Source organism: Serratia entomophila, assembly GCF_021462285.1.
Taxonomy (GTDB): domain Bacteria; phylum Pseudomonadota; class Gammaproteobacteria; order Enterobacterales; family Enterobacteriaceae; genus Serratia; species Serratia entomophila.
Genome location: NZ_CP082787.1, coordinates 500,136 through 523,578, shown reverse-complemented (window position 1 = coordinate 523,578; position 23,443 = coordinate 500,136). Strand labels below are relative to the sequence as shown.

General features: G+C 58.1%; 27 protein-coding genes. 12 read left to right on the top strand and 15 right to left on the bottom strand.

Going from position 1 to position 23,443, the window contains the following annotated elements:
- Window positions 1-29: 29 nt before the first annotated feature.
- Window positions 30-560 (bottom strand): fimbrial protein, encoded by a 531-nt coding sequence (locus tag KHA73_RS02455; RefSeq protein ID WP_234588265.1) that lies wholly within the window; start codon window positions 558-560, stop codon window positions 30-32.
- A 372-nt stretch (window positions 561-932) separates the two neighbouring features.
- On the opposite strand from KHA73_RS02455, the gene KHA73_RS02450 reads away from it, so the two are divergent.
- A complete protein-coding gene (locus tag KHA73_RS02450; protein ID WP_234588263.1) occupies window positions 933-1,679 on the top strand; it encodes a winged helix-turn-helix domain-containing protein in 747 nt (248 codons plus the stop codon).
- Entirely contained in the window at window positions 1,676-2,158 is a 483-nt protein-coding gene (locus KHA73_RS02445) for a hypothetical protein (protein WP_234588261.1), read from the top strand. The genes KHA73_RS02450 and KHA73_RS02445 overlap by 4 nt, the downstream gene beginning before the upstream one ends.
- Window positions 2,159-2,547: 389 nt before the next feature.
- Here KHA73_RS02445 and KHA73_RS02440 read toward each other — a convergent pair whose 3' ends face one another.
- The 5 genes from KHA73_RS02440 to KHA73_RS02420 form a co-directional block, all read right to left on the bottom strand.
- Window positions 2,548-2,871: a helix-turn-helix domain-containing protein gene (locus tag KHA73_RS02440; RefSeq protein WP_234588251.1), complete on the bottom strand. Its 324-nt coding sequence runs from the start codon at window positions 2,869-2,871 to the stop codon at window positions 2,548-2,550.
- Complete coding sequence (locus KHA73_RS02435; RefSeq protein WP_234588249.1) at window positions 2,834-3,214, bottom strand: type II toxin-antitoxin system RelE/ParE family toxin; 381 nt, start codon at window positions 3,212-3,214, stop codon at window positions 2,834-2,836. Before KHA73_RS02435 ends, KHA73_RS02440 begins: the two co-directional genes overlap by 38 nt.
- A gap of 254 nt (window positions 3,215-3,468) precedes the next feature.
- Window positions 3,469-4,389: a L,D-transpeptidase family protein gene (locus KHA73_RS02430; protein ID WP_314725580.1), complete on the bottom strand. Its 921-nt coding sequence runs from the start codon at window positions 4,387-4,389 to the stop codon at window positions 3,469-3,471.
- A 172-nt stretch (window positions 4,390-4,561) separates the two neighbouring features.
- Window positions 4,562-5,437 carry a helix-turn-helix domain-containing protein gene (locus KHA73_RS02425; protein WP_234588247.1) on the bottom strand — a complete coding sequence of 292 codons (876 nt, stop codon included), beginning with the start codon at window positions 5,435-5,437 and terminating at the stop codon, window positions 4,562-4,564.
- 10 nt (window positions 5,438-5,447) lie between these two features.
- On the bottom strand, window positions 5,448-5,825 hold the full coding sequence (locus KHA73_RS02420; protein WP_234588245.1) for a hypothetical protein: 378 nt from the start codon (window positions 5,823-5,825) through the stop codon (window positions 5,448-5,450).
- A gap of 120 nt (window positions 5,826-5,945) precedes the next feature.
- Here KHA73_RS02420 and KHA73_RS02415 point away from each other — a divergent pair, with 120 nt between their 5' ends.
- The gene (locus tag KHA73_RS02415) at window positions 5,946-6,767 is read left to right on the top strand and encodes an AraC family transcriptional regulator (RefSeq protein WP_234588236.1); all 822 of its coding nucleotides are present in this window, start codon (window positions 5,946-5,948) and stop codon (window positions 6,765-6,767) included.
- 32 nt (window positions 6,768-6,799) lie between these two features.
- Here KHA73_RS02415 and KHA73_RS02410 read toward each other — a convergent pair whose 3' ends face one another.
- The 7 genes from KHA73_RS02410 to KHA73_RS02380 form a co-directional block, all read right to left on the bottom strand.
- Entirely contained in the window at window positions 6,800-7,936 is a 1,137-nt protein-coding gene (locus KHA73_RS02410; protein ID WP_234588235.1) for a porin, read from the bottom strand.
- Between the two features lie 363 nt (window positions 7,937-8,299).
- Complete coding sequence (locus tag KHA73_RS02405; RefSeq protein ID WP_234588226.1) at window positions 8,300-9,070, bottom strand: 3-hydroxybutyrate dehydrogenase; 771 nt, start codon at window positions 9,068-9,070, stop codon at window positions 8,300-8,302.
- 12 nt (window positions 9,071-9,082) lie between these two features.
- Window positions 9,083-10,474 (bottom strand): GntP family permease, encoded by a 1,392-nt coding sequence (locus tag KHA73_RS02400; protein WP_234588224.1) that lies wholly within the window; start codon window positions 10,472-10,474, stop codon window positions 9,083-9,085.
- 45 nt (window positions 10,475-10,519) lie between these two features.
- Window positions 10,520-11,443 (bottom strand): 3-hydroxyacyl-CoA dehydrogenase family protein, encoded by a 924-nt coding sequence (locus KHA73_RS02395; RefSeq protein WP_234591170.1) that lies wholly within the window; start codon window positions 11,441-11,443, stop codon window positions 10,520-10,522.
- A 15-nt stretch (window positions 11,444-11,458) separates the two neighbouring features.
- Window positions 11,459-12,649 (bottom strand): acetyl-CoA C-acetyltransferase, encoded by a 1,191-nt coding sequence (locus tag KHA73_RS02390; RefSeq protein WP_234588222.1) that lies wholly within the window; start codon window positions 12,647-12,649, stop codon window positions 11,459-11,461.
- 14 nt (window positions 12,650-12,663) lie between these two features.
- Entirely contained in the window at window positions 12,664-13,317 is a 654-nt protein-coding gene (locus tag KHA73_RS02385) for a CoA transferase subunit B (protein WP_234588220.1), read from the bottom strand.
- 11 nt (window positions 13,318-13,328) lie between these two features.
- On the bottom strand, window positions 13,329-14,027 hold the full coding sequence (locus KHA73_RS02380) for a CoA transferase subunit A (protein WP_234588211.1): 699 nt from the start codon (window positions 14,025-14,027) through the stop codon (window positions 13,329-13,331).
- A 168-nt stretch (window positions 14,028-14,195) separates the two neighbouring features.
- Here KHA73_RS02380 and KHA73_RS02375 point away from each other — a divergent pair, with 168 nt between their 5' ends.
- The 3 genes from KHA73_RS02375 (at window position 14,196) to KHA73_RS02365 (ending at window position 16,603) form a co-directional block, all read left to right on the top strand.
- Complete coding sequence (locus tag KHA73_RS02375) at window positions 14,196-15,095, top strand: LysR family transcriptional regulator (RefSeq protein WP_234588209.1); 900 nt, start codon at window positions 14,196-14,198, stop codon at window positions 15,093-15,095.
- A gap of 108 nt (window positions 15,096-15,203) precedes the next feature.
- On the top strand, window positions 15,204-16,208 hold the full coding sequence (locus tag KHA73_RS02370) for a hypothetical protein (RefSeq protein ID WP_089192531.1): 1,005 nt from the start codon (window positions 15,204-15,206) through the stop codon (window positions 16,206-16,208).
- Window positions 16,208-16,603 (top strand): hypothetical protein, encoded by a 396-nt coding sequence (locus KHA73_RS02365; RefSeq protein WP_025305147.1) that lies wholly within the window; start codon window positions 16,208-16,210, stop codon window positions 16,601-16,603. Before KHA73_RS02370 ends, KHA73_RS02365 begins: the two co-directional genes overlap by 1 nt.
- A gap of 424 nt (window positions 16,604-17,027) precedes the next feature.
- Here KHA73_RS02365 and KHA73_RS02360 read toward each other — a convergent pair whose 3' ends face one another.
- Complete coding sequence (locus KHA73_RS02360) at window positions 17,028-17,327, bottom strand: hypothetical protein (protein ID WP_061794800.1); 300 nt, start codon at window positions 17,325-17,327, stop codon at window positions 17,028-17,030.
- A gap of 237 nt (window positions 17,328-17,564) precedes the next feature.
- Between KHA73_RS02360 and KHA73_RS02355 the strand changes: the two genes are divergently transcribed.
- The 3 genes from KHA73_RS02355 to KHA73_RS02345 all read left to right on the top strand — a co-directional run bounded on the left by KHA73_RS02355 (window position 17,565) and on the right by KHA73_RS02345 (window position 20,129).
- Window positions 17,565-18,935 carry a glutamine synthetase family protein gene (locus KHA73_RS02355; RefSeq protein WP_234588198.1) on the top strand — a complete coding sequence of 457 codons (1,371 nt, stop codon included), beginning with the start codon at window positions 17,565-17,567 and terminating at the stop codon, window positions 18,933-18,935.
- A 74-nt stretch (window positions 18,936-19,009) separates the two neighbouring features.
- Entirely contained in the window at window positions 19,010-19,414 is a 405-nt protein-coding gene (locus tag KHA73_RS02350; RefSeq protein ID WP_234588197.1) for a GNAT family N-acetyltransferase, read from the top strand.
- 13 nt (window positions 19,415-19,427) lie between these two features.
- The gene (locus tag KHA73_RS02345; RefSeq protein ID WP_234588196.1) at window positions 19,428-20,129 is read left to right on the top strand and encodes a trehalose-6-phosphate synthase; all 702 of its coding nucleotides are present in this window, start codon (window positions 19,428-19,430) and stop codon (window positions 20,127-20,129) included.
- A 2-nt stretch (window positions 20,130-20,131) separates the two neighbouring features.
- On the opposite strand, the gene sfnG is transcribed toward KHA73_RS02345, so the two are convergent.
- The gene (gene sfnG / locus KHA73_RS02340) at window positions 20,132-21,226 is read right to left on the bottom strand and encodes a dimethylsulfone monooxygenase SfnG (protein ID WP_234588194.1); all 1,095 of its coding nucleotides are present in this window, start codon (window positions 21,224-21,226) and stop codon (window positions 20,132-20,134) included.
- A gap of 603 nt (window positions 21,227-21,829) precedes the next feature.
- Between sfnG and KHA73_RS24595 the strand changes: the two genes are divergently transcribed.
- From KHA73_RS24595 to KHA73_RS02330, 3 genes are all read left to right on the top strand, one after another.
- Entirely contained in the window at window positions 21,830-22,246 is a 417-nt protein-coding gene (locus KHA73_RS24595; protein ID WP_314725579.1) for a phage tail fiber protein, read from the top strand.
- On the top strand, window positions 22,243-23,067 hold the full coding sequence (locus KHA73_RS02335; protein WP_314725578.1) for a tail fiber domain-containing protein: 825 nt from the start codon (window positions 22,243-22,245) through the stop codon (window positions 23,065-23,067). The genes KHA73_RS24595 and KHA73_RS02335 overlap by 4 nt, the downstream gene beginning before the upstream one ends.
- 85 nt (window positions 23,068-23,152) lie before the next feature.
- Window positions 23,153-23,428, top strand: coding sequence for a hypothetical protein (locus tag KHA73_RS02330; protein ID WP_234588192.1), 276 nt, complete (start codon window positions 23,153-23,155; stop codon window positions 23,426-23,428).
- Window positions 23,429-23,443: the final 15 nt, after the last annotated feature.

The following is a 23,443-nucleotide window of genomic DNA, read 5'->3' as shown; positions in this document are numbered from 1 at the left end:
ATCGCACTAAGAAATAATCGTTAAAACAATTACTGGTAGGCTAAGGTGAAGTCAGCAACGGCGGTGAAATCGCCAGGAACGACTGTTGATGATGCGCCATCCCCCTGCAGATAAGCAGCAAAGCGCAGCGCGGTATTGCCTTCGTTAACGCCAGTCAGCGGGCTGGATTTACCAAGCTCGACGATTTTACCGCCGGCGTCAGTAATAGCGACGCTGGCGCCAGAGGCTTGGCCAGAAATGCTCAGCATGCCTTTCTGAGTGGCTGATTCAATGCCGGTAAAGGTCACGGAAACATTATTTTTACCATTTTCAACCTCACAGTGTTCCAGATCGATAGTGAATGCTTTTGGTGTGGACTTACCACCTTTCTTCAACAAAGAATTAGAAACCTGGCCCAGCTCCACGGTCTGATCTACCGACTCAGGAGAAATTGAACAAGGTGCATCAATAATCGCCCCAGTAAATTTTACAGCCCCCTGCCCCTGATTCGCAGCCTGTGCCACCATAGAAGACAGACCCAGAGTCACAACGGTGGCTAACATGATTTTGTTCAGTTTCATTCTTTAGTTATTCCTTGATGATATTTAAATAAACATGCGAATAAACACGGTGTATCCGTATGTGTATGTCGGCCCTCTTCCTTTCTCAGGAAGCCTGTAAAGACTAATGAGAGCTGATGCCCCGCCTCCCTACCGACGAGACAAAGATTAAACATTAAAACTAAAAAAAGGTATTTGTATTAAAAATTATCAAAAAAATAGAATTTAAAACTACAAAACAAACAAAAACAGAAAAAAACAAAAAAATAACAAAAATAAACAACGTTATTTAAACTAATCCACTTAGTTTGAATACACCGTATATTTTCTGTCGGTTGACTAACCATCATAACAACGTTAAAACCCATCAGAAAAAACTGAAAGAGAGATAAAATGTTTTATATAATAAATGACTGGATTAGATTCACACCTGACTCAAAACAGCTATCTTCGTTGAAAGATGAAGAGATAGAAATTTCCTTATCAAATCAGTCTGCCAGATTGCTGATGGAGTTCATTCAGCATGGTGATGCGGTTTTAAGTAGGGAGCATTTGTTAAAAAACGTTTGGGAGAATTTTGGCCTAACGCCGTCTAATAATAATCTTTACTCTGCCACCAGCGAGTTGAGACGGGCATTCATTAGTTTAGGAGAAAATGAAAAGCTGATCGTTACCATCCATAAGGTCGGGTTTCAATTGGCAACTAACGTGACCTTAATAGAGAGTGACTTTATTGAAAGCGAAGGAGTTGAACAAAAAAAAGAAACTAAAAACAAGGCTATTAACAATAGTAGGGTTTATTTTATTTTTACAGTCTTGCTTTTTTCTTTAAGTGCAATGTCGTTAACTTATTTCAAATGGGATAAAAAAATAAAAATGAAGGAATACACCGCACCTGTAATAGAGAAAGTTGGGAAGTGCAACGTATACGCCTTAGGGAACTTAATAAAAACAACAAAAGAGCAAGTTTTGGAAAATATATCGATACACACTGATATTATAAACTCTTGCAAATCGCAACGCTATGATATCTTTTATGCCGTAAATGAAAACATGAGTAACTACATACTAATTGGACATTGCGAGGTCAACAAAAATAATAATCATGAAAATTGTGTGACAACGAGAGTGATTAAATGATTAGAAATGCAAAGATAATCATCGCCATTTCTTTTATGGTGATTTCACTTGGCTTAATACTTACCTACTATAAAACGAAAAGGGAATTAGTAGGTTCTTGTCATTTCTATTTGCAAGAAACAAACATATTAACCAAAGAAACCATCAGATTGAGCGTTAATTACTTCTTATACAGTGACAACACTGGATTTAAAACTGAAATAGGCAGCTTTATTTCCCATGATAAAAGATACACTATAGACAGAGATCTTATATTTACTTACTCCGATATGGATCATGATGGCGTTTATACGGTTTCCGTTTCAAAGGAAAATAGAAGGAGGAACGACAACAGTCCACGGGGATTAGTTTCATCCAGTTCTAAGTACAAAAACAAAAACTATATAAGCTTTAATAAAATAGGAAATGATGTGTACTATATACAGGAAAGATCTCTTCCTTATGTTATATGCGGAAAAAAAGCCGGCCTATTAAACTAATTTTTCACATTAAATATTAGCCGGGTTGTGCCCGGCTAATACTCACTTTTCATTTCCACTTTGACCTCACGCCACTACCCTACGACCAGCCGCTCATCGGCGCCCAGGGGACGATGGCCTTCTTCTTCGGTTCGTTCCAGTTGCGCATGCCCCCCCTTTGCAAAAGCAAAGCGGCCAACTAAGAGGCGTTTGTTTACCTTCCGTTACGCTTTGATGATCTTATTCTCACAGTGTGGCGTTTTTTCGAGGATTTTTTCAATGACGGGTGGTGAACGCGGAGATATAACTTATTAATTGGCGATAGTTTTATCGGAATAATCGCGGGCCGGCATTTCATAAAAACAAGGCCAGAGAGGGCAATGTTAAAATAGTGACAACCCAAACGGCCACTACAACAAAACCTGAAGCCCATGTTTGCGTACGACCGAAAGCAGCTTGAGCGACACGCCGCTCGGCCGTTTCACCCCCGTTTCCCATTTCTGTACGGTCGACACGCTGGTATTCAGATAACGGGCAAAAACCGGTTGGCTTAAACGTAACTGCTCACGCAAGGCTTTGATCTCTTGAGGCTGCAATATCTCGACCGGAGCAAGACAAGACTCATTAAAGCTACGTAGGGTTTCCAGAGAAATGGCGCCAGTACGATGCAATCCTTCAGCGGCGCTGTGAATCGCCTCAAAGGCCGGGCTCCGAAACGTTTTTTCCTGCTTCATGGCAAATCTCCATCCATTCTTTTTTCACAACCAGGGACTCGACCAGGTCGTCGCTCAACGCGCCAAATTGCATCGCTAGCTTGCGAAAAGCTTGCAATTCCACCCCAGTGATATTGGCCTGGGCCTGCTTGGAAAACAAAAAAACAAACACCCAGTGCCGACCGTTTTTCGCTAATACCAATGCCCGGTCGCGATTATGATTAAGACGTTTTTTAAATACACCACCGCCTAAATCCGCAGCCAAACCGCGTTGCACATCTTTTACTGCCCGACACAACGCCTTATCGGTGATGCCGTGAGCCCGAGCTTTCCTGCTAAACCAACAAGTTTTAAATGTACGCATTGCGACGGGCTTCCTGTAAAAACATAGCACTGAGTGAAATACTTTTCCAGAGCATTCCTCCCCGCCAGCATCACTTCAAACGTTGATGATGACCACCATGAGAAACCCGGTTTGCATGATGACGCGCATAATGACTTCTTTCTGTGCAACGCTGAGGACATCATTGCGAACGCACACACAACAACATGTTTTACAGGCATAAAAAAAGACGCCCGCAGGCGTCTTTTTATCACTCTCACTGAAGCCTGCGGCTATCAGTTCACTTTAACCGGCATGCCGGAACGGGCTTTGATCGCCGCGTCCACTTCGCTCTGGTTAACCGCGGTGTCCATCAGCACTTTGCCGACCGGGGCAGAAAGGGTCAGCGGGACCGGATCCTTGGACTGCAGCTGCTCTTCGTTAGCCGACAGCGGGTTGTGCACTTCCAGGTAACGCGAGCCGTCCGGCTCCACGCTGGCCTTCACCGGCTCGTTGATGAACTGCACGCGGGTACCGACCGGCACGTTGTCGAACAGGAATTTGATGTCGTCGGCGCGCAGGCGCACGCAGCCGTGGCTCACGCGCAGGCCGATGCCGAAGTTGGCGTTGGTGCCGTGGATGGCGTACAGGCGGCCGACGTACAGCGCATACAGGCCCATCGGGTTGTCCGGGCCGGCCGGGAACACCGCCGGCAGGATCTCGCCGTCGGCGGCGTATTCTGCGCGCATCTTGGCGGTTGGCGTCCAGGTTGGGCCGTCTTTCTTGCGCTGCACCGTGGTGGTCCAGTTCAGCGGGGTATCTTTACCCAGCTGGCCGATGCCGATTGGCAGCACGATAACGGTGTTGGTGCCTTTCGGGTAATAGTACAGACGCATCTCGGCGCTGTTGATGATGATGCCTTCACGCGGCGCGTCCGGCAGGATCAGCTGCTGCGGGATGGTCAGGGTGCTGCCGGCCTTCGGCAGGAAAGGATCCACCCCCGGGTTGGCTTCCAGCATGTTGCTCAGGCCCATCTGGTATTGAGCGGCGAAGCTCTCCAGCGGCAGCTTGCTGTCTTCCGGCACGGTGATCTGGATGTTTTCCCCCACCAGACGGCTGTCTTTAGGCGGCAGAGGGTATACAACGGCGAAGGCAGCCTGGCTGAATGCAACCAGTGCCGTAAACAGGGTTAATAACGCGCGAATGCTCATTTTCATCTTCGTGTTGGTGGAGGCCACTGGCAGTTATGGGTATAGGTTTCTGCGGCCATGAATGACCGGATGCGCATTATATGTGCACATCGGCAAAAGTGTGAACCATTACCGAAACAATATCGCAATTTTTTGTAACCTGAGGCGATACCAAGACGAAATAATGTGAAAAACGCCGCTAACCGGCGGCGGCCAGCGGCTCTGCGCGGCGGATCGGGATCAGGTATTCGCAGCGGATCGCCGCGCCGCCAAACGGGCAGCTTCCCCCCTGCGCCGGGTAGAAACGCTCGATATCCTGCCCCGGGCGCCGAATGGCGTTCATCTGCGGCATTGCGGTGTCGTACAGCCGGGCGATAAAGTCTTGCAGCCCTTCGGCCTGCCCCTGGTAGGCGAAGCTGGCGTAGTCGCCCTGTTCGATGAGCACCCGCTCCCCTTCCGCGCCTTCGTCCGGCAGCGCGACGGTATAGGCCATGCGCTGGCTGCCGCTGCGCTGGCGATCGGCCTCCAGGCTGGTAAGGCCGTAGACCACCGCCGGCGGCGTCTGCGGGCGCTGCATCTGGCGCCAGGCGTGGCGGCGCAGCTCGCATTTCGAGTGCGGCAGCTGCCCCAGCGTACAGCTGCGGCGCTGGGTGTGGCCGACCAGCCGCATCGCCGGCAGCGTGATGATATCGCCCGGCGGCAGCGGCTCGCCCGTCAGGCGCAGCGGCGGCTGCAGACCATAGCTTGACCAGTCCTGGCTGCGGCGATAGACCGCCGGCGGCAGGCCGAACTGCTTGCGGAAACCGCGGGTAAAGGTCTGCTGCGAATCGAACTGGTAAGTATCGGCGATGCAGGCCACGCTGGTGCTGGTCAACCGCAGCTCGCGCGCGGCGGCGGTCAGCCTTCTGCGCCGGGCGTAGGTGCCGAGAATATGTCCGGTCTGCTGTTTGAACATGCGCTGCAGGTGCCACTTGGAATAGCCGGATTTGGCGGCGATATCGTCCAGCGTCAACGGCTGATCCAGGCTCTGCTCGATCCAGGCCAGCAGTTGCGCAATTACCTGTTGCTGATGCATCGGCATCTCCTCATTCGCTCAGTAAAGTGACGGCCAGCAGCCGTGCCCGCGCCTCATCGGCGGCGACCAGCACCGGGTAGCCCCAGAATTTGGCGGCGTATTCGGCAAAGGCTTCGGCCGCCGCGCATTGTGCCGCGTCCGGCTCGAGCATGATCATGCCCTTCACCCACCGCTTCAGCGCCTCGCGGTTATCGCGCTTCCACAGCGCCACCTGAGTGCGCTGGTCGCGGTTGGGCTCTTCCCCGGCGTCCCCCACGCGGCGATCGGATAAAATGACGAAGGGTTCGGCGCGCGCCAGCAGCGCGCTGAACGCGGCCAGTTCGGCCTGAGTATCGCGCCCGTTCCGACGCATCCACACCAGCGGAAAATTAGCGGAATCTAGAGACATTATAGGCATCCTTGAAAAGGCACTTGGCACAGACGCTTACTTTATCGGCGGCGACGCTAGACCGCATTGCGCAATCAGGACATAATATTTTTCATTTACGCCAAAGTGAGAATAATTCTCATGACAGTACACATCACCCGCCCGCGCTTTGATATCGACCAGGTGCCGCGCGCCATCTTCGCGGCGCAAAGTTCGACTATTGATGAAGACTGGGAAGTGGCCCCGCATCGCCATCGCAAGGCGCAGCTGATCTACACCGTGCGCGGCATGATCCGCTGCGAGGTGGAGAACGGCCTGTGGCTGGTGCCGCCGCAGTGCGCGCTGTGGATGCCCGGCAACGTACTGCACAATGCGCAGGGGGCCGGCTCGACCGAAGCCTATTGCCTGTTTGTCGATCCCCTGGCCGCCGCTCACCTGCCGCAGAGCTGCTGCACGCTGTCGGTATCGCCGCTGCTGCGCGAGCTGCTGCTGCAGGCCAGCACCTTCGATCCCTTCTACGACGAACAGGGGCCGGAGGGGCGGCTGACGGCGGTGCTGCTGGATCAGCTGGCGGCCGCGCCGATAGAAAACCTGCACCTGCCGGTGTCCGACGATGCGCGCATCCGCCAGCTGATGGAGCGCATGCTGCAAAGCCCGGCGGACAAATCGACCCTCAGCCAGTGGGCGCAGCGCATCGGCATGAGCGAGCGCTCGCTCAGCCGTACGCTGCAGCAACAAATGGGGATGAGCTTCGGCCACTGGCGGCGCCAGCTGCACGTGATGCTGGCGCTGCAGCGGTTAACTCAGGGGGAAAGCGTGCAGCGGATCGCGCTGGATCTGGGTTACGAGAGCGCCAGCGGCTTCGTCACCATGTTCAGGAAAGCGGTGGGCAAACCCCCGGCGCGCTATCTGGCGGAGAGAAACGCCTCTGGCCCAACGGCCGGCGGCATTATCACCATGTAAAAAAGCCGGCTTTCGCCGGCTTGAGTCACGCATCAGAAGTCGTAGAACACCGTGACCCAGGTGGAGTCCGGCTCTTTGTCGCTGCTGTGGGCCAGGGTGCGTTCGACGTACACCGACAGCCCGTAACCGATGGTGGTGCCCGCGCCGAGGTAAACGTGGTTGGCGTGGTATTCCTCGTCGCCCTTCAACTGCAGCGAATCCGCCGCCACGTAAGGCTGGATAGACTTCAGGAACGGCTTGTCGATGTTGAAGGTATAGCCGACAAATCCCTCCACCCCATAGCCGTCGCCGGCGAAGAAGTGCGACAGCGTGCGTTCGCGGGTGCTCGGCACGTAGTCTTTGTAATAGCTGGCGGTGCCGACGATATACCAGTTGTTCGGCTGCCAGGTCAGCGCAGTGCCGGACAGCTGCTGGTGGTAATCTTTCTCGTTATACAGGTTGTCTTTAATCTTCGCGTCGGTGTAGCTGTAGGCGGCGCTGAAGGTTAATTCTTTCGTCACCTTATAGTCGAAGCCCAACCCGCCGCCGCCCTTGCGGCGATAGCTGAGATTATCGGCGGTATGCAGATCGTCTTCCGGCAATAAATAGTTAGCGTATAAGGTAACCGGGCCGAAATCGTTGGTGTATTTAATGCTGTTCTTCGGTTTATTGCCGCCGTCGTAGTCGCCGGAAATACCGATGCCGGTGCCGCCCGCATGGCCGTCGTTATCCCAGACGTCGCTTTTAATGCCCACCACGGAATAATAAATGCCGTACTGATGGCCATAGGTTAAGGTGCCGTAGCGGTCGTCTTTAAAGCCGGCGTAGAGTTGGCGCTGATAGTCGCGCTGGCCGTCTTCGTTGTAGTGGCCGTCCCAGCTCAGCGCGTGCGCCAGATCGACGCCCCACTCGTAGTAGCCGATAATTGAGGTGTCCTGCGTCAGCGCATAGTCGCCGCTGAAGCGGAAACGGGTGCCGCCGTCGTGGCCGTTTTTGTAATAGCCCGGTTCCGGGCCGTTATTGAAGATCCACTCGGGGCGAATGCTGCCGCCCACCTTTAAACTGAGCGGCGCCAGCAACACATTGCTCTGCGGGTTTTTATCTAAAATGGTGATCTCAGCCTGCGCGCCGCCGGATAACGCCGACAGCACGACGCCGCCAATAAATATTGGCGTTCTTATGTTTCTCATTATTACCCCTGCCCGAATAAGTTATTTTTATTAATACGGTGGTCTTAAGCCACGCATAAACAATTACCCGATGTGTGCAAATGGCGCAAGAGTTAAAATTTCATGTCATAGCCTGTCGTTATCTGAAACGGGATTGATTTTCGCCACAAAGGTATTTAATTGTAACCCAGGGAAATAAAATGTAATTTATCGAACATTTAATAAACCAATTCGCTCTTTTGAATCGGAAAAATACCCGAACTGTTACCCGCGTTTTTTCATAGTTAATAACAAATAAATATTATTACTCAGGGTAAATCATCACGAATTGATATTATTTATAGCGGTAATAACGGAGCGCGGCGGCGCGCTCCGGAAGGGAAATTACTGCGCCAGCCAGCCGCCGTCCATGTTCCAGGCGGCGCCGCGCACCTGTACCGCCGCCTCGCTGCACAGAAACAGCGCCAGTTCGCCAAGCTGCTGCGGGGTAACGAACTCCTGCGAAGGCTGCTTCTCCGCCAGCAGATCGTTACGCGCCTGCAGCGGTTCCACCCCGGCGGCGATGCGCTGGTCGATTTGCTGCTGCACCAGCGGCGTCAGCACCCAGCCGGGGCAGATGGCGTTGCAGGTGATCGGCGTGCGCGCGGTTTCCAGCGCCAGGGTTTTGGTCAGCCCCACCACGCCGTGCTTGGCCGCCACGTAGGCCGATTTGTCCTTCGAGGCCACCAGCCCGTGCACCGAGGCCAGGTTGATGATGCGCCCCCAGTTGCGCCGGCGCATACCGGGCAGCGCCAGCCGGCTGGTGTGGAACACCGACGACAGGTTGATGGCGATAATGGCGTTCCATTTGTCGACCGGGAACTGGTCCACCGGCGCCACATGCTGAATGCCGGCGTTATTCACCAGAATGTCCACCCCGCCGAACTCCCGTTCGGCATAGCGCATCATGTCGGCGATCTGTTCGGGATCGCTGAGATCGGCGCCGTGATAGCCGGGCTGCGCGCCCAGCCGGGCGATCTGTTCCCGCGCCTGCTCCACGTCGCCGAAGCCGTTGAGGATCACGCGTGCGCCGGCGGCGGCCAGGCTGGCCGCCAGCCCGAGGCCGATGCCGCTGGTCGAGCCGGTCACCAGCGCGGTTTTGCCTTGTAAACTCATGGTATCGCTCCTTTAAACAATGCCGGTCAGGTAGAACACGCCGATAACGAACAGCACCGCGGCGCTCTTGATCAGGGTGATGGCGAAGATGCCGCCATAGGCCTGCCGGTGGCTGAGGCCGGTGATCGCCAACAGGGTGATCACCGCGCCGTTGTGCGGCAGGGTATCCATGCCGCCGCTGGCCATCGCGGCCACCCGGTGCAGCACTTCCAGCGGAATTTGCGCCGCATGGGCTGCGGCGATGAAGCTGTCGGACATCGCCGCCAGCGCGATGCTCATGCCGCCGGAGGCCGAGCCGGTGATGCCGGCCAGCAGGGTAACGCTGACGGCCTCATTCAGCAGCGGATTGGGAATGGCCGCCAGCGCGTGCGACAGCGCCATAAAGCCCGGCAGCGCGGCGATCACCGCGCCGAAGCCGTATTCCGAGGCGGTGTTCATCGCCGCCAGAATCGCCCCGCTGACCGCGGTTTTGCTGCCTTCCGCCAGCCGCCCGCGAATATTGCGCAAGCCGAAAACCACCACCAGCAGAATACCCGACACCAGCGCCGCCTCCACCGCCCAGATGGCGGTGATCTTGCCGACTTCGGTGACGATGGGCTTGGCCAGCCCCGGCAGCAGCAGCTGGTGGCTGGCGCCATACCACTGCGGGATCCAGTGAGTGAAACCGAGGTTGAGCAGCCCGACCAGGATCAACGGCATAATGGCGATCAGCGGATTGGGCAGGTTGATGTTGTCCGGGGTTTCCGGTTCGTTCTGCAGTTCGGTGCCGTAGCCCTCGCCGCTCAGCTGCGCCTTGCGCCGCTGGCGTTCAAGATACAGCAGCCCGACCGCAATGATGAACAGCGAGCCGATCAGCCCCAGCCAGGGCGCGGCCCAGGCGTTGGTGCCGAAGAAACTGGTCGGGATGATGTTCTGGATCTGCGGCGTGCCGGGCAAGGCATCCATGGTGAAGGAGAACGCGCCGAGCGCCACCGTCGCCGGGATCAGCCGCTTGGGAATGCCGCTCTGGCGGAACAGCTCGGCGGCGAACGGATACACCGCGAACGCCACCACGAACAACGATACCCCGCCGTAGGTCAGCAGCGCGCACACCAGCACGATCACCGGAATGGCGTGGCGGCGGCCGAGGAGGTTGATCGCCGCCGCTACGATCGAGCGGGAAAAACCGGACAGCTCAATCAGCTTGCCGAACACCGCCCCCAGCAGGAACACCGGGAAGTAGAGTTTGACGAAGCCAACCATTTTTTCCATAAACAGCCCGGTGAAGGTCGGCGCCACCGCGCCGGGGTCGGTCAACAGTACCGCGCCCAGCGCGGCGATCGGGGCGAACAAAATCACGCTGTAGCCGCGGTAGGCGGCCAGCATCAGTAATCCCAGTGCTGCCAGGGCAATCAAAACGCTCATCGGTCACCTCAGTCTCATTGTTATTGTCAGGTACGGAGTGAGAAATTAAGGTTTCAGGGCAAAGCGCAGCTGGTGCGCCCGCCTCTGTTGGATGCGCTCCCTGCGCGCTTCATCCCAGCGATAAAACCCCTGGCCGCTGCGCAGCCCGGTATCGCCCTGCTGCAGGCGCTGCGCCACCAGCGCCATCATGCCGCTATCGGTCGCCAGCTCCGGCAGCAGGTGGCGGGCGATATCCGCCACCGTTTCCAGCCCGGTCATGTCGGCGGCCTCCAGCGGGCCGACCATCGCATAGCGCCGCCCCAGCGAGGCGCGCATCACCTGATCCACCACCTCGGCGCTGGCGATGCCGCTGTACACGATGTGCAGCGCCTCGCGCAGCACCGCAAACTGCAGCCGGTTGCCGACAAAGCCCGGCGCGGCGCGATCCAGCACTACCGCCTCCAGCGCCATGCCGCTCAGCAGCGCCTGCACCGCCGCCAGATGACGCGGCTCGGTGGCGCTGCCGGGCACGATCTCCACCAGCGGGATCAGGTGCGGCGGGTTCCAGAAATGGGCGATCAGCAGCCGCTGCGGATGGGTCATGCGCACCGCCAGCTCGTCCGGCGGCAGGCCGCTGGTGTTGCTGGCGATCACCGCGTCGTCGGCGATCAGCCCCTCCAGCTGCTCGTACAGCGCGTGCTTCAGCTCGAGCCGCTCGGGGATCGCTTCGATCAGCAGCCGGGCGCGCGCCACGTCGTTCAGTTGGCCGCTCACGCTCAGCCGCGCCAGCGCGGCGTCACGATCGGCGGCGGCGAACTGCCCCACCGCGCTCAGCTCCGCCAGAATGCCGCCCACTACCGCCGGCGCTTCCGCCAGCCGCTGCGGATCCGGGTCATACAGCAGCACCGCGTGGCCGTGGCGGGCAAAGTGGCTGGCGATGCCAACCCCCATCAGCCCGGCGCCCAGCACCACATACTCAGGTGAACGCATCATGATCTCCTCGGGTTATCCAACGCGCTCAACCGCCAGCGCCACGCCCTGCCCGCCGCCGATGCACAGCATCGCCAGCCCCTTGTTCACTTCACGGCGCTGCATCTCGTGCAGCAGCGTGACCAGAATGCGGCAGCCGGAAGCGCCGATCGGGTGGCCCAACGCTATCGCCCCGCCGTTGACGTTAACCCGCTCCGCATCCCAGCCCAGCTCCTTACCCACCGCCAGCGCCTGCGCGGCGAAGGCTTCGTTGGCTTCGATCAGATCGACCTCGTCCAGCGACCAGCCGGCCTTCTCCAGACAGCGGCGCGCGGCGGGCACCGGGCCGATGCCCATGAACGCCGGATCGACGCCCGCGGCGGCATAGCCGGCAATGCGCGCCAGCACCGGCAACTGCAGCTCGGCGGCCTTTTCGGCGCTCATCAGCAGCACCGCCGCCGCGCCGTCGTTCAGCGATGACGCATTGCCGGCGGTCACCGTCCCCTCTTGGCGAAACGCCGGGCGCAGCCGCGCCAGCCCTTCCAGGCTGGTGTCGCCGCGCGGCTGTTCGTCGCGCTCGACGCGCAGCGCTTCGCCCTTCGGCTTCGGCACCGTGACCGGGGTTATTTCCTGCGCAAAGCGCCCGGCCTGCTGCGCCGCCTGGGCCTTCTGCTGCGAAGCCAGCGCAAACCCGTCCTGCTCTTCGCGGCTGATGGCGTATTTCTCCGCCAGATTCTCGGCGGTGATGCCCATGTGGTAATCGTTGAAGGCGTCCCACAGGCCGTCGTGGATCACGCTGTCGACCAGCTGGGCGTGGCCGAGGCGCAGACCGGCGCGCGCGCCGTTCATCAGGTAGGGCGACTGGCTCATGCTCTCCTGGCCGCCGGCGATGACGGCTTCGGCGTCGCCGCAGCGGATGGCCTGCACCGCCAACTGGACAGCCTTCAGGCCCGAGCCGCACACCTTGTTGACGGTCAGCGCCGGCACCGCATCGGGCAGCCCGGCGTTCAACGCCGTCTGCCGCGCCGGGTTCTGGCCGCAGCCGGCGGTCAGCACCTGGCCGAGGATCACTTCATCCACCTGCTGCGGCGGCACGCCGCTGCGTTCCAGCAGCGCTTTCACCACCACGGTGCCGAGTTCCACCGCCGTCAGCGGCGCCAGCGCGCCGTGAAAGCCGCCCACCGGGGTGCGGGTGGCGGCCACAATAACCACTTCACGTTGTTGCACATTCACCTCCAGTTCTAGAAACGCATTTCAGGCACCGTCGGCGGCACAATCAGCCGGCCGGCGGTTTTGGCGACGATCTCTTCCACGCTGACGCCGGGCGCGCGCTCGCGCAGCACGAAGGCGCCGTCCTCGATTTCCAGATAGGCCAAATCGGTCAATACCTTGCGGATACAGCCGGCGCCGGTCAGCGGCAGCGTGCAGCGCGGCAGCAGCTTGGATTCGCCGCCCTTGGAGGCGTGGGTCATCACCACGATGATGTTCTCCGCCCCCGCCACCAGATCCATCGCGCCGCCCATGCCCTTGACCATCTTGCCGGGGATCATCCACGAGGCGATGTTGCCCTCGACGTCCACTTCGAACGCCCCCAGCACGGTAAGATCGACGTGGCCGCCGCGGATCATGGCGAACGACTGCGCCGAATCGAAGATCGACGCGCCGATGCGCGCGGTCACGGTCTGTTTGCCGGCGTTGATCATGTCGGCGTCCAGCTGTTGTTCGGTCGGGAACTCGCCCATCCCCAGCAGGCCGTTTTCCGACTGCAGCATCACGTCCATGCCCGGCGGCACGTAGTTGGCCACCAGCGTCGGGATGCCGATGCCCAGGTTGACGTAGTAACCGTCCTGCAGCTCCTGCGCCACGCGCTGCGCCATTTGTTCACGGGTAAGCATGCCTGTTCTCCTTATGCCCGCAGGGTGCGCTGCTCGATGCGCTTTTCGAAGCTGCCCTGGATCAGCCGGTCGACGTAAATGCCCGGGGTGTGGATCGCCGCCGGATCCAGCTCGCCCGGCGCGACGATCTCTTCCACCTCCACCACCGTGATACGCCCGGCGGTGGCCATCAGCGGGTTGAAGTTTTGCGCGGTATGGCGATAGATGACGTTGCCGAAGTGGTCGGCCTTCCAGCCTTTGATGATGGCGAAGTCGCCGGTGATGGCGGTTTCCATGATGTAGGGGCGGCCGTTGAACTCACGCACCTCCTTGCCTTCCGCCACCGGAGTGCCGTAGCCGGTGGCGGTGAAGAACGCCGGAATACCGGCGCCGCCGGCGCGGATTTTCTCCGCCAGCGTGCCCTGCGGCGTCAGCTCCACCTCCAGCTCGCCGCTGAGCGCCTGCTGTTCGAACAGCGCGTTCTCGCCGACGTAGGAACCGACCACCTTGCGGATTTGGCGGGTTTCCAGCAGCAGCCCAAGGCCGAAGCCGTCGACGCCGCAGTTGTTGGAGACCACCGTCAGGCCGCGCGCCCCGCGGCGGCGAATCTCATTGATCAGGTTTTCCGGGATGCCGCACAGGCCGAAACCGCCCGCCAGCACCGTCATGTTGTCCGTCAGGCCATCCAGCGCTTCCTGATAGCTGCCGACGCGTTTGTCGAACCCTGCCATATCCTTGCCCCTGAATTCTGTGGCGCAGGGCGAAATGCCCTTGCTTACGCCAAGGCATCTTCAGGTCACAAAAATGATTTGTTAATTTTGTTTTTATGCCCCATTCATTTAGAATTTTTATTAATCAATCGTTAACCTTAAATTTACAAAGAGTTAACCAAAACAAAAATGAAAATGAGCATCAAACAGTTACGCGCGTTTTTAGCGGTAGCTCACACTCTTAACTTCGCCCAGGCCAGCGAGCGGCTGAATATTTCCCAGCCGGCGCTCAGCCTGGCGATCCGCGGGCTGGAAGAGGCGCTGGGCGGCCCGCTGCTGCTGCGCACCACCCGCCGGGTGGCGTTGACGCCGGAGGGGGAAAGTTTCTTTCCGATGGCGCGCCAGCTGCTGGCGGACTGGGACAACGCGGAAGAGGCGATGCGCCAGCGTTTCACCCTGCAGCGGGGCAAGGTGGCAATCGCCGCCATGCCGTCATTCGCCGGCAACCCGCTGCCGCCGATCCTCAAGGCGTTCCGCGATCGCTATGCCGGCATCAACGTGGCGGTGCACGACGTGATTAACGAGCAGGTGTTTGAAATGATCCGCGAAGGCCGGGTGGAGATGGGCATCGCCTTCGAACCGGAGCCAAGCGACAGCCTGCACTTCACCCCGCTGTGCAGCGACCGATTCGTGGCGGTGGTGCCGAAGGATTCGGCGCTGGCGCACCGGGCGCAGGTGAGCTGGAAGGAGCTGCTGACGCTGGATTTCATCACCCTGCAGCGCCCTTCGGCGGTGCGCCTGCTGCTGGAGCAGGAGCTGGCGCGCAGCGGCAGAACGCTGGAGGTGGCGTTTGAAAGCCATCAGCTGGTGACGGTCGGCCGCATGGTGGCCAACGGCCTCGGCGCCAGCGCGGTGCCGGCGCTGTGCGAACGGCAGATGGGCGAACTGGGGGCGGTGTGCGTGCCGCTGTTTGGCCCGATCATCGAACGGCGGGTGGGACTGATCCGCCTGGCGCAGCATCAGCTCTCTTCCGCCGCCCAGGCGCTGGCGACGGTAATCGAACGGGAGATGGCGGGGAGTGGCGGGTAAAGCGGCACCAGCATTTTCAGATGATTCTCCGATCGAGAGCGTGAGCCAGAACCTGTTACCACCCTGTAGAAAATGTTAAGTTTCCTAAAAATAAGGAGGCTTTTCGACATGGAACAGAAGTCCAGCAGCATTGCACCGGGCTATTGCATCGCCCAACAAACCGGCCCGCTCGCCTTCCACGCCAACTATCTGTTCGGTGGCAAGCCATCGGAAGCGGCACGCTTTTTTATGCAGCTCAATGCCGATACGCCGCTGGTTCAACCGGGGCAAATGCTGATCGTCGCCGATCCGCGCAATCATAACCAATCTACGCAGATCGCCGCCCTGATGCAGGCCAAGAGCCGCACCAGCAAAGCGGTGAAAGCTGGTGACAGCGATTTCTCCACCTTCTTGCACCGCAATTACGCCGCTATCGCCGCCTTCACCAGCTATGGGGAAACGGTCGTCGGGCTGGCTTCGGATGCCGGAGAACGCTACTTCAGCCAGATCAAAAATATCCTGGTCGAGATTGAAAAAACCTACCAAAATCAGTTCCGCACGAGTGGCGCGTTGATTGGCACCCAGTTTCAGGTGGAACGAGCGCGGCTGTTCGGTACATTAAAACCGTTACTGAATCGCCTTACTCGTGCTCAACTCAATATGAAAGAGTATGCGCAAATCAAACACGCGCTAGGGCTCTCCAGTAAATCGCTGGTGCATGAATGGAGCACCGCCGGCGTCGGCGCCATCAAGGGTTATTCGAACTACGTCGACAGCGCCAGCCGGGCGGCCAAGTTTATGAAAGCCGGCGGCTGGATCGGCATCGGATTGAGTGGGCTGAATACCACCAACGACGTCTACAACGCCTGCACCACCGGTCGCGAACAGGAGTGCGCCAAGATCGCGGTGAAGGGATACAGTCATTTTGCGGCAAGTACTGCGGCGGGGATTTGGGTAGGGAATGCAGGTGCAGGTCTTGCGATTGCAGCCTGTTCAATTGTGTTAGGTGCAGCAACAGCAGGAACAGGTGCGATCGTTTGTGGTATCGCTGGAGCCGCTATAGGCGGCGCAGCAGGATCCACACTGGGTGGCATGGGTTCCGATTATTTGACGACGTTAGTGGTAGGTGAATGATGAAATTTATCGTCATATCGTGTTTGATATTGCTGGTTTTAAGCGCCTTCATCCAGTTCATTGGTTACCGTCGCCATAAAAAAGAGTTTGATGCTTTCTATCAACGTTACGCCGGCAGCGGACATTTTATTCCGCCCTACGTCGCCTTTGCCGATAGCCTCGGCATGCTTGGAACCTCATTGAAAGCACAGTGGTTTCTTTGGATTCTGAAAAGGAAAAAAATAAAAATAAGGGATCAAGTTTGGCTCGATGCGAAAACCTACGATTTCGTGCAAAAAACCGCCTCTCCTGAGCTACAGAAGTGGCTGGCGATGGACTTTATACTTTTGCTCGTAGAAGCCATTATTACCACCGTGGGCTGTATTTTTATTTATCTCATCAAAATCAGCGTATAAAAATGATCAATTATATTGAGTCTTACATAAAAGAGATAAAACTCTTAGTGGTATTACTATTCTTTCTTTTCCTTCTTATCGCTATTATCCAATTTATTTACTATCGACTTCATAAAAAAGAGTTTGATCTCTTTTATCAACACTATGTGGTGAGTAAACACCCTGTTCCACTTTTTGTCGTGATAGCGGACAACCTTAACTTCATCGGTGTTTCACTAAAAGCCCAGTGGTTTCGTTGGATTTTGAACAACCGGAAATTAAAACTGACTCGCAACGTTTGGCTAAGTCCCAAAACCTACGATTTCGTTCGAGCAGCTTCATCACCAAGGTTAAAAAATTGGATCCGTAATGATTTCAGATTATTAATGTTACAAGGAGCACTCTTAATCATCATGTGTCTCCTGAACTATCTCCTGAAGTCGGTCTAATCCCCCTCCACCGCCTGCACCGCCGCCTTCTGTGTGGCGCGCTGATATAAACACAGCTCCCTGCCCGACTTATTCTTCATAAACGGCTGCGGGTAGCGGCCGCCGATAAACAGCGCCGAATAACCGACGTCGTCACCGTAGTGAATAATCTCCCCTTCCACCCTGGCGTTTTTTAGCCCGCTGGCTTTCAGGCAGGCGGCGCGCATCGCCCGTTCGCTCTTGGCCCACGCCTGTGGGGAAGACGCAGTGGCGTTGAACGCGGCCAGCGCGGCGATAAGCAGCCCTATTCTCTTCATCGTTATCTCTCCTTCTACGGCCCGTCTCGCCAGTATAGACCGTGCCGACCCGGTCAACCCGCCGCGCTCTTTACGGCATTTTTATTCCGCGGCCCGTTAACGTTACGGCGTTTTTACAGACAGTTTTGCACGCCGCAGATACCCTTTTCACATCGCCAATATGGCCTCACAAGAGTGGTTGTCTCATGCGTTTATCCCTGCCGCTGGTCGTTGTTCGCCTCCGATTAGGAGGGCGCCATGCACGCTAATATCATCGGTTTCAACCCTATGCTGGCGGAGATCCCCGCCCTGCACGGCCGTTCATTCCGTAAAGAGCTGGAGCAATATCTGCAGCGCTATCCGGATACCGAACAGCTCGATATTTACCTCAACGATCTCAACGGCCAGCTACGCGGCAAGCGGCTGCCGATCGCCGAGGCGTTCTCGCTGGAGAAAGGCTGCTATTTCCCGCTGTCGATTTACGCCATGGACCTGCACGGCCGGGTGATTGAAGAGAGCGGGCTGGGGCAGCTGGCGGGCGAACCGGATCGCCTGTGCCTGCCGGTGCCCGGCACGCTGCGCCCCTGCGCCCGCGATCCGCAGCGCCATGCGCAGCTGTTGCTGACGATGCAAAACGCCGACGGCGGCGCCTGCGAGCTGGAACCGCGGGTGGTGCTGCAGCAGGTGCTGAAGCGCCTGCACGCCCGCAACTGCTTCCCGGTGGTGGCGGCCGAGCTGGAGTTTTATCTGCAGGATCCGCAGCAACCGGCGGACGCCGACCCATGCCCGACGCAGAGCTTCGCGGTGGATGCGCCCGAGCGCCACCACGCCCTGCTGCACGACATCGAACGGCACGCCCGCCTGCAGGGGCTGCCGCTGAGCGGGGTGGTGGCCGAGGCCGCCTCCGGCCAGTACGAGCTGAATCTGCACCACAGCCCGCGGGTGCTGGAGGCCTGCGACCAGATCCTGGCGCTGAAAAGGCTGACGCGGCAGATGGCGGAACGGCACCGCCAGCACGCCTGCTTTATGGCCAAGCCCTGCGCGCACGCCGCCGGCAGCGGGCTGCATTTCCACATCAGCCTGCAGGACGAGCATGGCGAGAATCTGCTGACCGGCGCGCCGGGCGAGCTGAGCGACAACATGCAGCAGGCGATGGCCGGCATGCTGGTGCTGATGCCGGCGTCGATGGCGATCCTGGCGCCCAATATCAACGCCTTCCGCCGTTTCCGCCCCGGCATGCACGTGCCGCTGCGCGCCTCCTGGGGCCACAACAACCGCACGGTGGCGCTGCGCCTGCCCTGCGCCGACGGCGCCAATCAGCGCATCGAATACCGGCTGGCGGGCGCCGACGCCAACCCCTATCTGGCGCTGGCGGCGATACTCGGCGGCCTGCTGCACGGGCTGGAACAGCCTTTGCCGCTGCCGCCGGCCACCAACGGCTACGAGAACGACGGCGCCGCGCCGCTGCCGCTCAGCCAGCAAGAGGCCCTGGCGCTGTTCCGCCACAGCCAGCCGCTGCGCGAGCTGCTCGGCCCGGCGTTCTGCACCCTGTGGCACACCTGCAAAAGCGCCGAACTGCACCGCTTTGAAGAGCAGGTGACCGCCGCGGAGCTCGGCTGGATGCTTTAACGCCCCCTTGTTGCGCCGCCCGTTTTCGCTGCGGGCGGCAGGATATGTTTGCCCGAAAAAGGATAACCATCAACATGCAGTCGCTACCGATCTTCACTGAACATCAGCCCATCCTGTGCTGGCGCAAAGGCGCCTTTCATATCAGCACCGACCGGCGATTACTGGACGCCGATTTCCTGCGCCGCTGCCTGCGGCAGGACATCGATCCGGCCGCGCTGGATAGCCGCAACCTGTGCTTTGGCCTGTATCGCAAACGCCACCAGCTCGGCTTCGCCCGGGTGGTGACCGACTACGCCACCCGGGCGTCGGTCAGCCTGCTGTTCATCAGCGCCGAATACCGCGGCGTCGGGCTGGGCAGTTGGCTGATGCGCTGCTGCCTGGCGCACCCGGCGATGCGCGGCCTGCGCGTGAGCTCGCCGGCCGGCCTGACGCCGTGGCGGGCCTGCGGCGCGCTGCAAACCGCCCGATCCATTCACTGAGAAGGAAGCGACCATGTCTCGTTTGGTGTTGATCTCGAATAAGCAGTGCGACAGCCAGGATCTGGCCTGCGCCAGCCAAACCTTGTCGGCGGGCGGCCTGGTGGACGACGATCAGGGGCTGTGGCTGGGCTGGAACGGCGAGGTGCAGAACTTCGGCCGGCGCCCGATCAGCTACCGGCACAGCGCCGGCTATGAGCAGGTGACCTTCCCGCTGTCGATAGAGGAATTTTGCCGCCACTATCAGGGCTACTACCACGACGGCCTGTGGCCGGTGTTCCATAACCAGCCGGAGAAAGCGCACTTCACGCCGGAGAACTACCGCGCCTACCGCCAGCTCAACCGGCGCTTCGCCGATATCGCCAGCGAATACCTGTGCCCGGATGACATCATCTGCATCGACGACTATCAGCTGTTGCCCTGCGGCCAGGCGCTGAAGGAGCAGGGGCTGCTGAACGCCTGCGCGTTCTTCTTCCACCTGCCGTTCCCGTCGGCGGCGCTGCTGAAGCGGATCCCCGAACATCACGGGCTGATCGCGTCGCTGTTCTATTACGATCTGCTCGGCTTCCCTTCGATCGACGATCGCAACAACTTCCTCAACTATCTGGCCGGGGAATACCCGCTGGAGATGCTGCCCGACGACCATATCCAGGTGGACGGGCACATCTTCGCCACCGGCATTTTCCCCGCCGGCATCAACGCCAGGAAGATTTACTGATCTCAGGCCGCGGCCCGCCGGCGCTCCAGTTCGCGCACCAGCGGGATCACCTCGCGGCCGAAAAACTCTACCTCCTCCTGGAAGTGCAGGAACGCCAGCAGCATCAGGTCCACCCCGGCGTCTTTCAGCGCGATGATGCGCTCGGCGATTTGCTGCGGCGTGCCGATCAGGTTGGTTTTAAAGCCGTCGTTGTACTGCACCAGGTCCTCGAACGAGGATTTGGCCCAGTTGCCCTCGCCCTCCGGCGAAGCCGCCCCGGCGTTTTTCACTTCGTGGCCGAATCCTTGCACCGCCTCCGGGTTGGCGTGGTCGATAATCTCCTGCAGCACCGCCTGCGCCTCCTGCTCGCTATCGCGCGCGATGACGAAGCCGTTCACCCCCACCTTGACCCGATGATGGTTGGCCCTGGCCTTGGTCTGCAGATCGTCCACCTGCTGGCGAATGCCCTCCACGCTGTTGCCGTTGGTGAAGTACCAGTCCGACACCCGCGCCGCCATGTCGCGCGCCGCCCGCGAGCTGCCGCCCTGGAAGATCTCCGGCAGCGGATCCAGCGGCTTGGGCTTCAGCGAGTAATCGCGATAGCGGTAAAAGTCACCGGCGAAGGTGAAGCTGGGCTCGGTCCAGATGCCGCGCAGGCAGCGGATGAACTCCTCCGAACGCAGATAGCGCTCTTCGTGGTCCAGCCAGGGCTCGCCGATGGCCTTGAACTCGCCGCGGAACCAGCCGCTGACGATGTTGACCGCGATGCGCGCATCCGAAAGGTGGCTGATGGTGGCGATCTGCTTGGCCGCCAGCGTGGGGTTCCACGGCCCCGGCAGCAGCGCGGCGATCACCTTCAGTTTCTCGGTGGAATCCAGCAGCGCCTGCGAAAACGACACCGACTCGTGCTGATTGTCGGCGCCGTAACCGGCGGTGAAGCGGATCTGGGTGAGCGCGTAATCGAAACCGGCGCGCTCGGCGATCTGCGCCAGCTTGCGGTTGTAGCCGATATCCCAGCCGGTGCGCTGCGGAATGTTGCTGATCACCAGCCCGCCGGACACGTTCGGCACCCAGTAGGCGAACCGTATGGGCTGCTGCGAGTTGTTTGCTGCTGACATGCTTCCTCTCCCTCTGAATGTCGGCGCCGTTATGCGGCGTGCATATAACCATTATTGATTTACAGATAATGCAATCAGTGTTTTGGTTATAAATCCTTTAGCAGGATGCGTGCCAACCGCCCGCTGGAGGGATGTGGTTGAAAAACCGCAGGTTGAGCAAGAACGGCATATACCGGCTGCTGCATTGGCAGCAGCGGCTGTCGGGCGGGTGTTGCCTATGCAGCAATAATAAGGAAGGGGCTACAGCATCCTCCTGTGTTGCTCTGTCGTTAGTACTGACCATATGCAGACGCTGCAACGCCGATTCATCTGGAGCCCCTCAGACGTCAACTTTTCATCCTTAACCATCACAGTGTTGTAAAGCAGCCTGGACTGAGCGCAGGCCGGCTTTCCCCCCTTTTGTATCCGCCACCACACAACAAATGATAACCATCATCATTTGACATTTATATCCCGGCACACTTATTTTACTGTATATAAATACAGTATTTATGTTCTTTGCAGGCAAGTTCGCCCTGAAGGCGCCACGCAGTTAACGACCTATCAAGTGCGAGCCTGAACTAATTACATGGCAGGAAGTTATTAATAAATCGAGGAGTTATCATGGCAGAACAAAACAAAAACGCGCAGGTACTGAACGGTGTCAATGACGACATCACCGAGCTCAAATCCCTCACCACGCTGCGCAAACGTATCGTCAGCGACGGTGAAATCGTCTCCACATCGGCTAACGGCTTCCGCCTGGCCACCGGCAAAACCGGTGTGATACTGCGTAATGACGGCCAAAATTTTTATATGATGACCACGCCGGAAGGTCAGGCTCAGGATGGACAGTGGAGCACGTTACGGCCTTTCGGATTTAACCTCGCCTCGGGCAGAGCAGCATTACTCAATGGCGTTGATATCTCCGGCGGTGCAATGATTTCGCACAACGCCAGTATCACTACAACGATGACCGGCCCCTCGCCTCGGGCAGAGCAGCATTACTCAATGGCGTTGATATCTCCGGCGGTGCAATGATTTCGCACAACGCCAGTATCACTACAACGATGACCGGCCCCTCGCCGCTCATCAAAGGGCAAATCTATTATTCAGCCGCCATCGAAAGCAAATTCACCAGCGGCGATAAAACCTCAATCATGCTGATGCAATCGCGGATGACCGGTGATGGTGATAACTATGGTCTGCTCTCTTACCGTGACATGAACGGAAACTGGAATGAAATTCAGGTTAAAGCCAACGCCGAGCTTTCCGCTGGGCAATTGACCAAGCGCAACGCTGACGCCTGGTTCTTCGCCAACCGCCCCCAGAATGCCGATGGCAGCAAAGAATCGAGTACCAAGGGACTGTATCTGCAGGGACCGAATAACAAACAGGCCAATATTTACCACCAGGACAGCGTGAGCCACAACGAGCTCGTGATGCACGTTGGCGATGGCAGTAAAAATAACTGGTTCGTCTTCAAGCAAGACGGCTACGCCATCACCGGCGGTGGCTGGAATATCAGTTCCGATGCCCGAATGAAAACGGAAATCACCCCCATTGACAGCGCGCTGGACAAACTCGGCAAAATTGGCGGCTACACCTATCTCAAACAGGGCATGCCGGAAGCCGGGGTGATTGCCCAGGAAGTGGAAGCGGTTCTGCCGCAGTCGGTGACCCAGACCGACATTAAACTCAATGACGGTAGCGTGCTGAATGATGCCCGCAGCATCAATATCAACGGCGTGGTGGCGTTGTTGGTTGAGGCACTCAAGGACGAGCGTTCACGCCGGGAGGCCGAGCGAGACGCCTTTGAAGTGCGGCTGACGGCGCTGGAAAAAGCCATTTTAAATACCTGAGTGTCACTTGTTTATCGTGGGCTCATTTTTTCGCGCTGCCCACATAACAGGATATTTATAATGCGTTGATAAAAAGAGGCACTTTATGTTTTTTAATGTGAATGCAAGATTCAGCCTGCAGTCGCCGGACGGTGAAGAGAACATGACGGTTTCTGGTGACCGGGACCGCCCCGGGCCAACAGAGTCAACGGGTAATAATGGTGGCGATCGCGATAATTCCGGCTCTTCGACGGGGGTGGAAACCCTAAATGTCGGTGACAGCTACATGACCCCGTTTGGGCCTGTGGTGATTGACAGGAATGGTCATCCCACCATGAATGGCATCGTCATGACAGCGGAAAACACTTCATTTGTCGATTAAAACGGAAGGTCTATC

Coding starts and splice junctions, on each gene's coding strand:
- KHA73_RS02455 (WP_234588265.1), bottom strand. CDS start 560: ATGAAACTGAACAAAATCATGTTAGCCACCGTTGTGACTCTGGGTCTG.
- KHA73_RS02450 (WP_234588263.1), top strand. CDS start 933: ATGTTTTATATAATAAATGACTGGATTAGATTCACACCTGACTCAAAA.
- KHA73_RS02445 (WP_234588261.1), top strand. CDS start 1,676: ATGATTAGAAATGCAAAGATAATCATCGCCATTTCTTTTATGGTGATT.
- KHA73_RS02440 (WP_234588251.1), bottom strand. CDS start 2,871: ATGAAGCAGGAAAAAACGTTTCGGAGCCCGGCCTTTGAGGCGATTCAC.
- KHA73_RS02435 (WP_234588249.1), bottom strand. CDS start 3,214: ATGCGTACATTTAAAACTTGTTGGTTTAGCAGGAAAGCTCGGGCTCAC.
- KHA73_RS02430 (WP_314725580.1), bottom strand. CDS start 4,389: ATGAAAATGAGCATTCGCGCGTTATTAACCCTGTTTACGGCACTGGTT.
- KHA73_RS02425 (WP_234588247.1), bottom strand. CDS start 5,437: ATGCATCAGCAACAGGTAATTGCGCAACTGCTGGCCTGGATCGAGCAG.
- KHA73_RS02420 (WP_234588245.1), bottom strand. CDS start 5,825: ATGTCTCTAGATTCCGCTAATTTTCCGCTGGTGTGGATGCGTCGGAAC.
- KHA73_RS02415 (WP_234588236.1), top strand. CDS start 5,946: ATGACAGTACACATCACCCGCCCGCGCTTTGATATCGACCAGGTGCCG.
- KHA73_RS02410 (WP_234588235.1), bottom strand. CDS start 7,936: ATGAGAAACATAAGAACGCCAATATTTATTGGCGGCGTCGTGCTGTCG.
- KHA73_RS02405 (WP_234588226.1), bottom strand. CDS start 9,070: ATGAGTTTACAAGGCAAAACCGCGCTGGTGACCGGCTCGACCAGCGGC.
- KHA73_RS02400 (WP_234588224.1), bottom strand. CDS start 10,474: ATGAGCGTTTTGATTGCCCTGGCAGCACTGGGATTACTGATGCTGGCC.
- KHA73_RS02395 (WP_234591170.1), bottom strand. CDS start 11,443: ATGCGTTCACCTGAGTATGTGGTGCTGGGCGCCGGGCTGATGGGGGTT.
- KHA73_RS02385 (WP_234588220.1), bottom strand. CDS start 13,317: ATGCTTACCCGTGAACAAATGGCGCAGCGCGTGGCGCAGGAGCTGCAG.
- KHA73_RS02380 (WP_234588211.1), bottom strand. CDS start 14,027: ATGGCAGGGTTCGACAAACGCGTCGGCAGCTATCAGGAAGCGCTGGAT.
- KHA73_RS02375 (WP_234588209.1), top strand. CDS start 14,196: ATGAAAATGAGCATCAAACAGTTACGCGCGTTTTTAGCGGTAGCTCAC.
- KHA73_RS02370 (WP_089192531.1), top strand. CDS start 15,204: ATGGAACAGAAGTCCAGCAGCATTGCACCGGGCTATTGCATCGCCCAA.
- KHA73_RS02365 (WP_025305147.1), top strand. CDS start 16,208: ATGAAATTTATCGTCATATCGTGTTTGATATTGCTGGTTTTAAGCGCC.
- KHA73_RS02360 (WP_061794800.1), bottom strand. CDS start 17,327: ATGAAGAGAATAGGGCTGCTTATCGCCGCGCTGGCCGCGTTCAACGCC.
- KHA73_RS02355 (WP_234588198.1), top strand. CDS start 17,565: ATGCACGCTAATATCATCGGTTTCAACCCTATGCTGGCGGAGATCCCC.
- KHA73_RS02350 (WP_234588197.1), top strand. CDS start 19,010: ATGCAGTCGCTACCGATCTTCACTGAACATCAGCCCATCCTGTGCTGG.
- KHA73_RS02345 (WP_234588196.1), top strand. CDS start 19,428: ATGTCTCGTTTGGTGTTGATCTCGAATAAGCAGTGCGACAGCCAGGAT.
- sfnG (WP_234588194.1), bottom strand. CDS start 21,226: ATGTCAGCAGCAAACAACTCGCAGCAGCCCATACGGTTCGCCTACTGG.
- KHA73_RS24595 (WP_314725579.1), top strand. CDS start 21,830: ATGGCAGAACAAAACAAAAACGCGCAGGTACTGAACGGTGTCAATGAC.
- KHA73_RS02335 (WP_314725578.1), top strand. CDS start 22,243: ATGATTTCGCACAACGCCAGTATCACTACAACGATGACCGGCCCCTCG.
- KHA73_RS02330 (WP_234588192.1), top strand. CDS start 23,153: ATGTTTTTTAATGTGAATGCAAGATTCAGCCTGCAGTCGCCGGACGGT.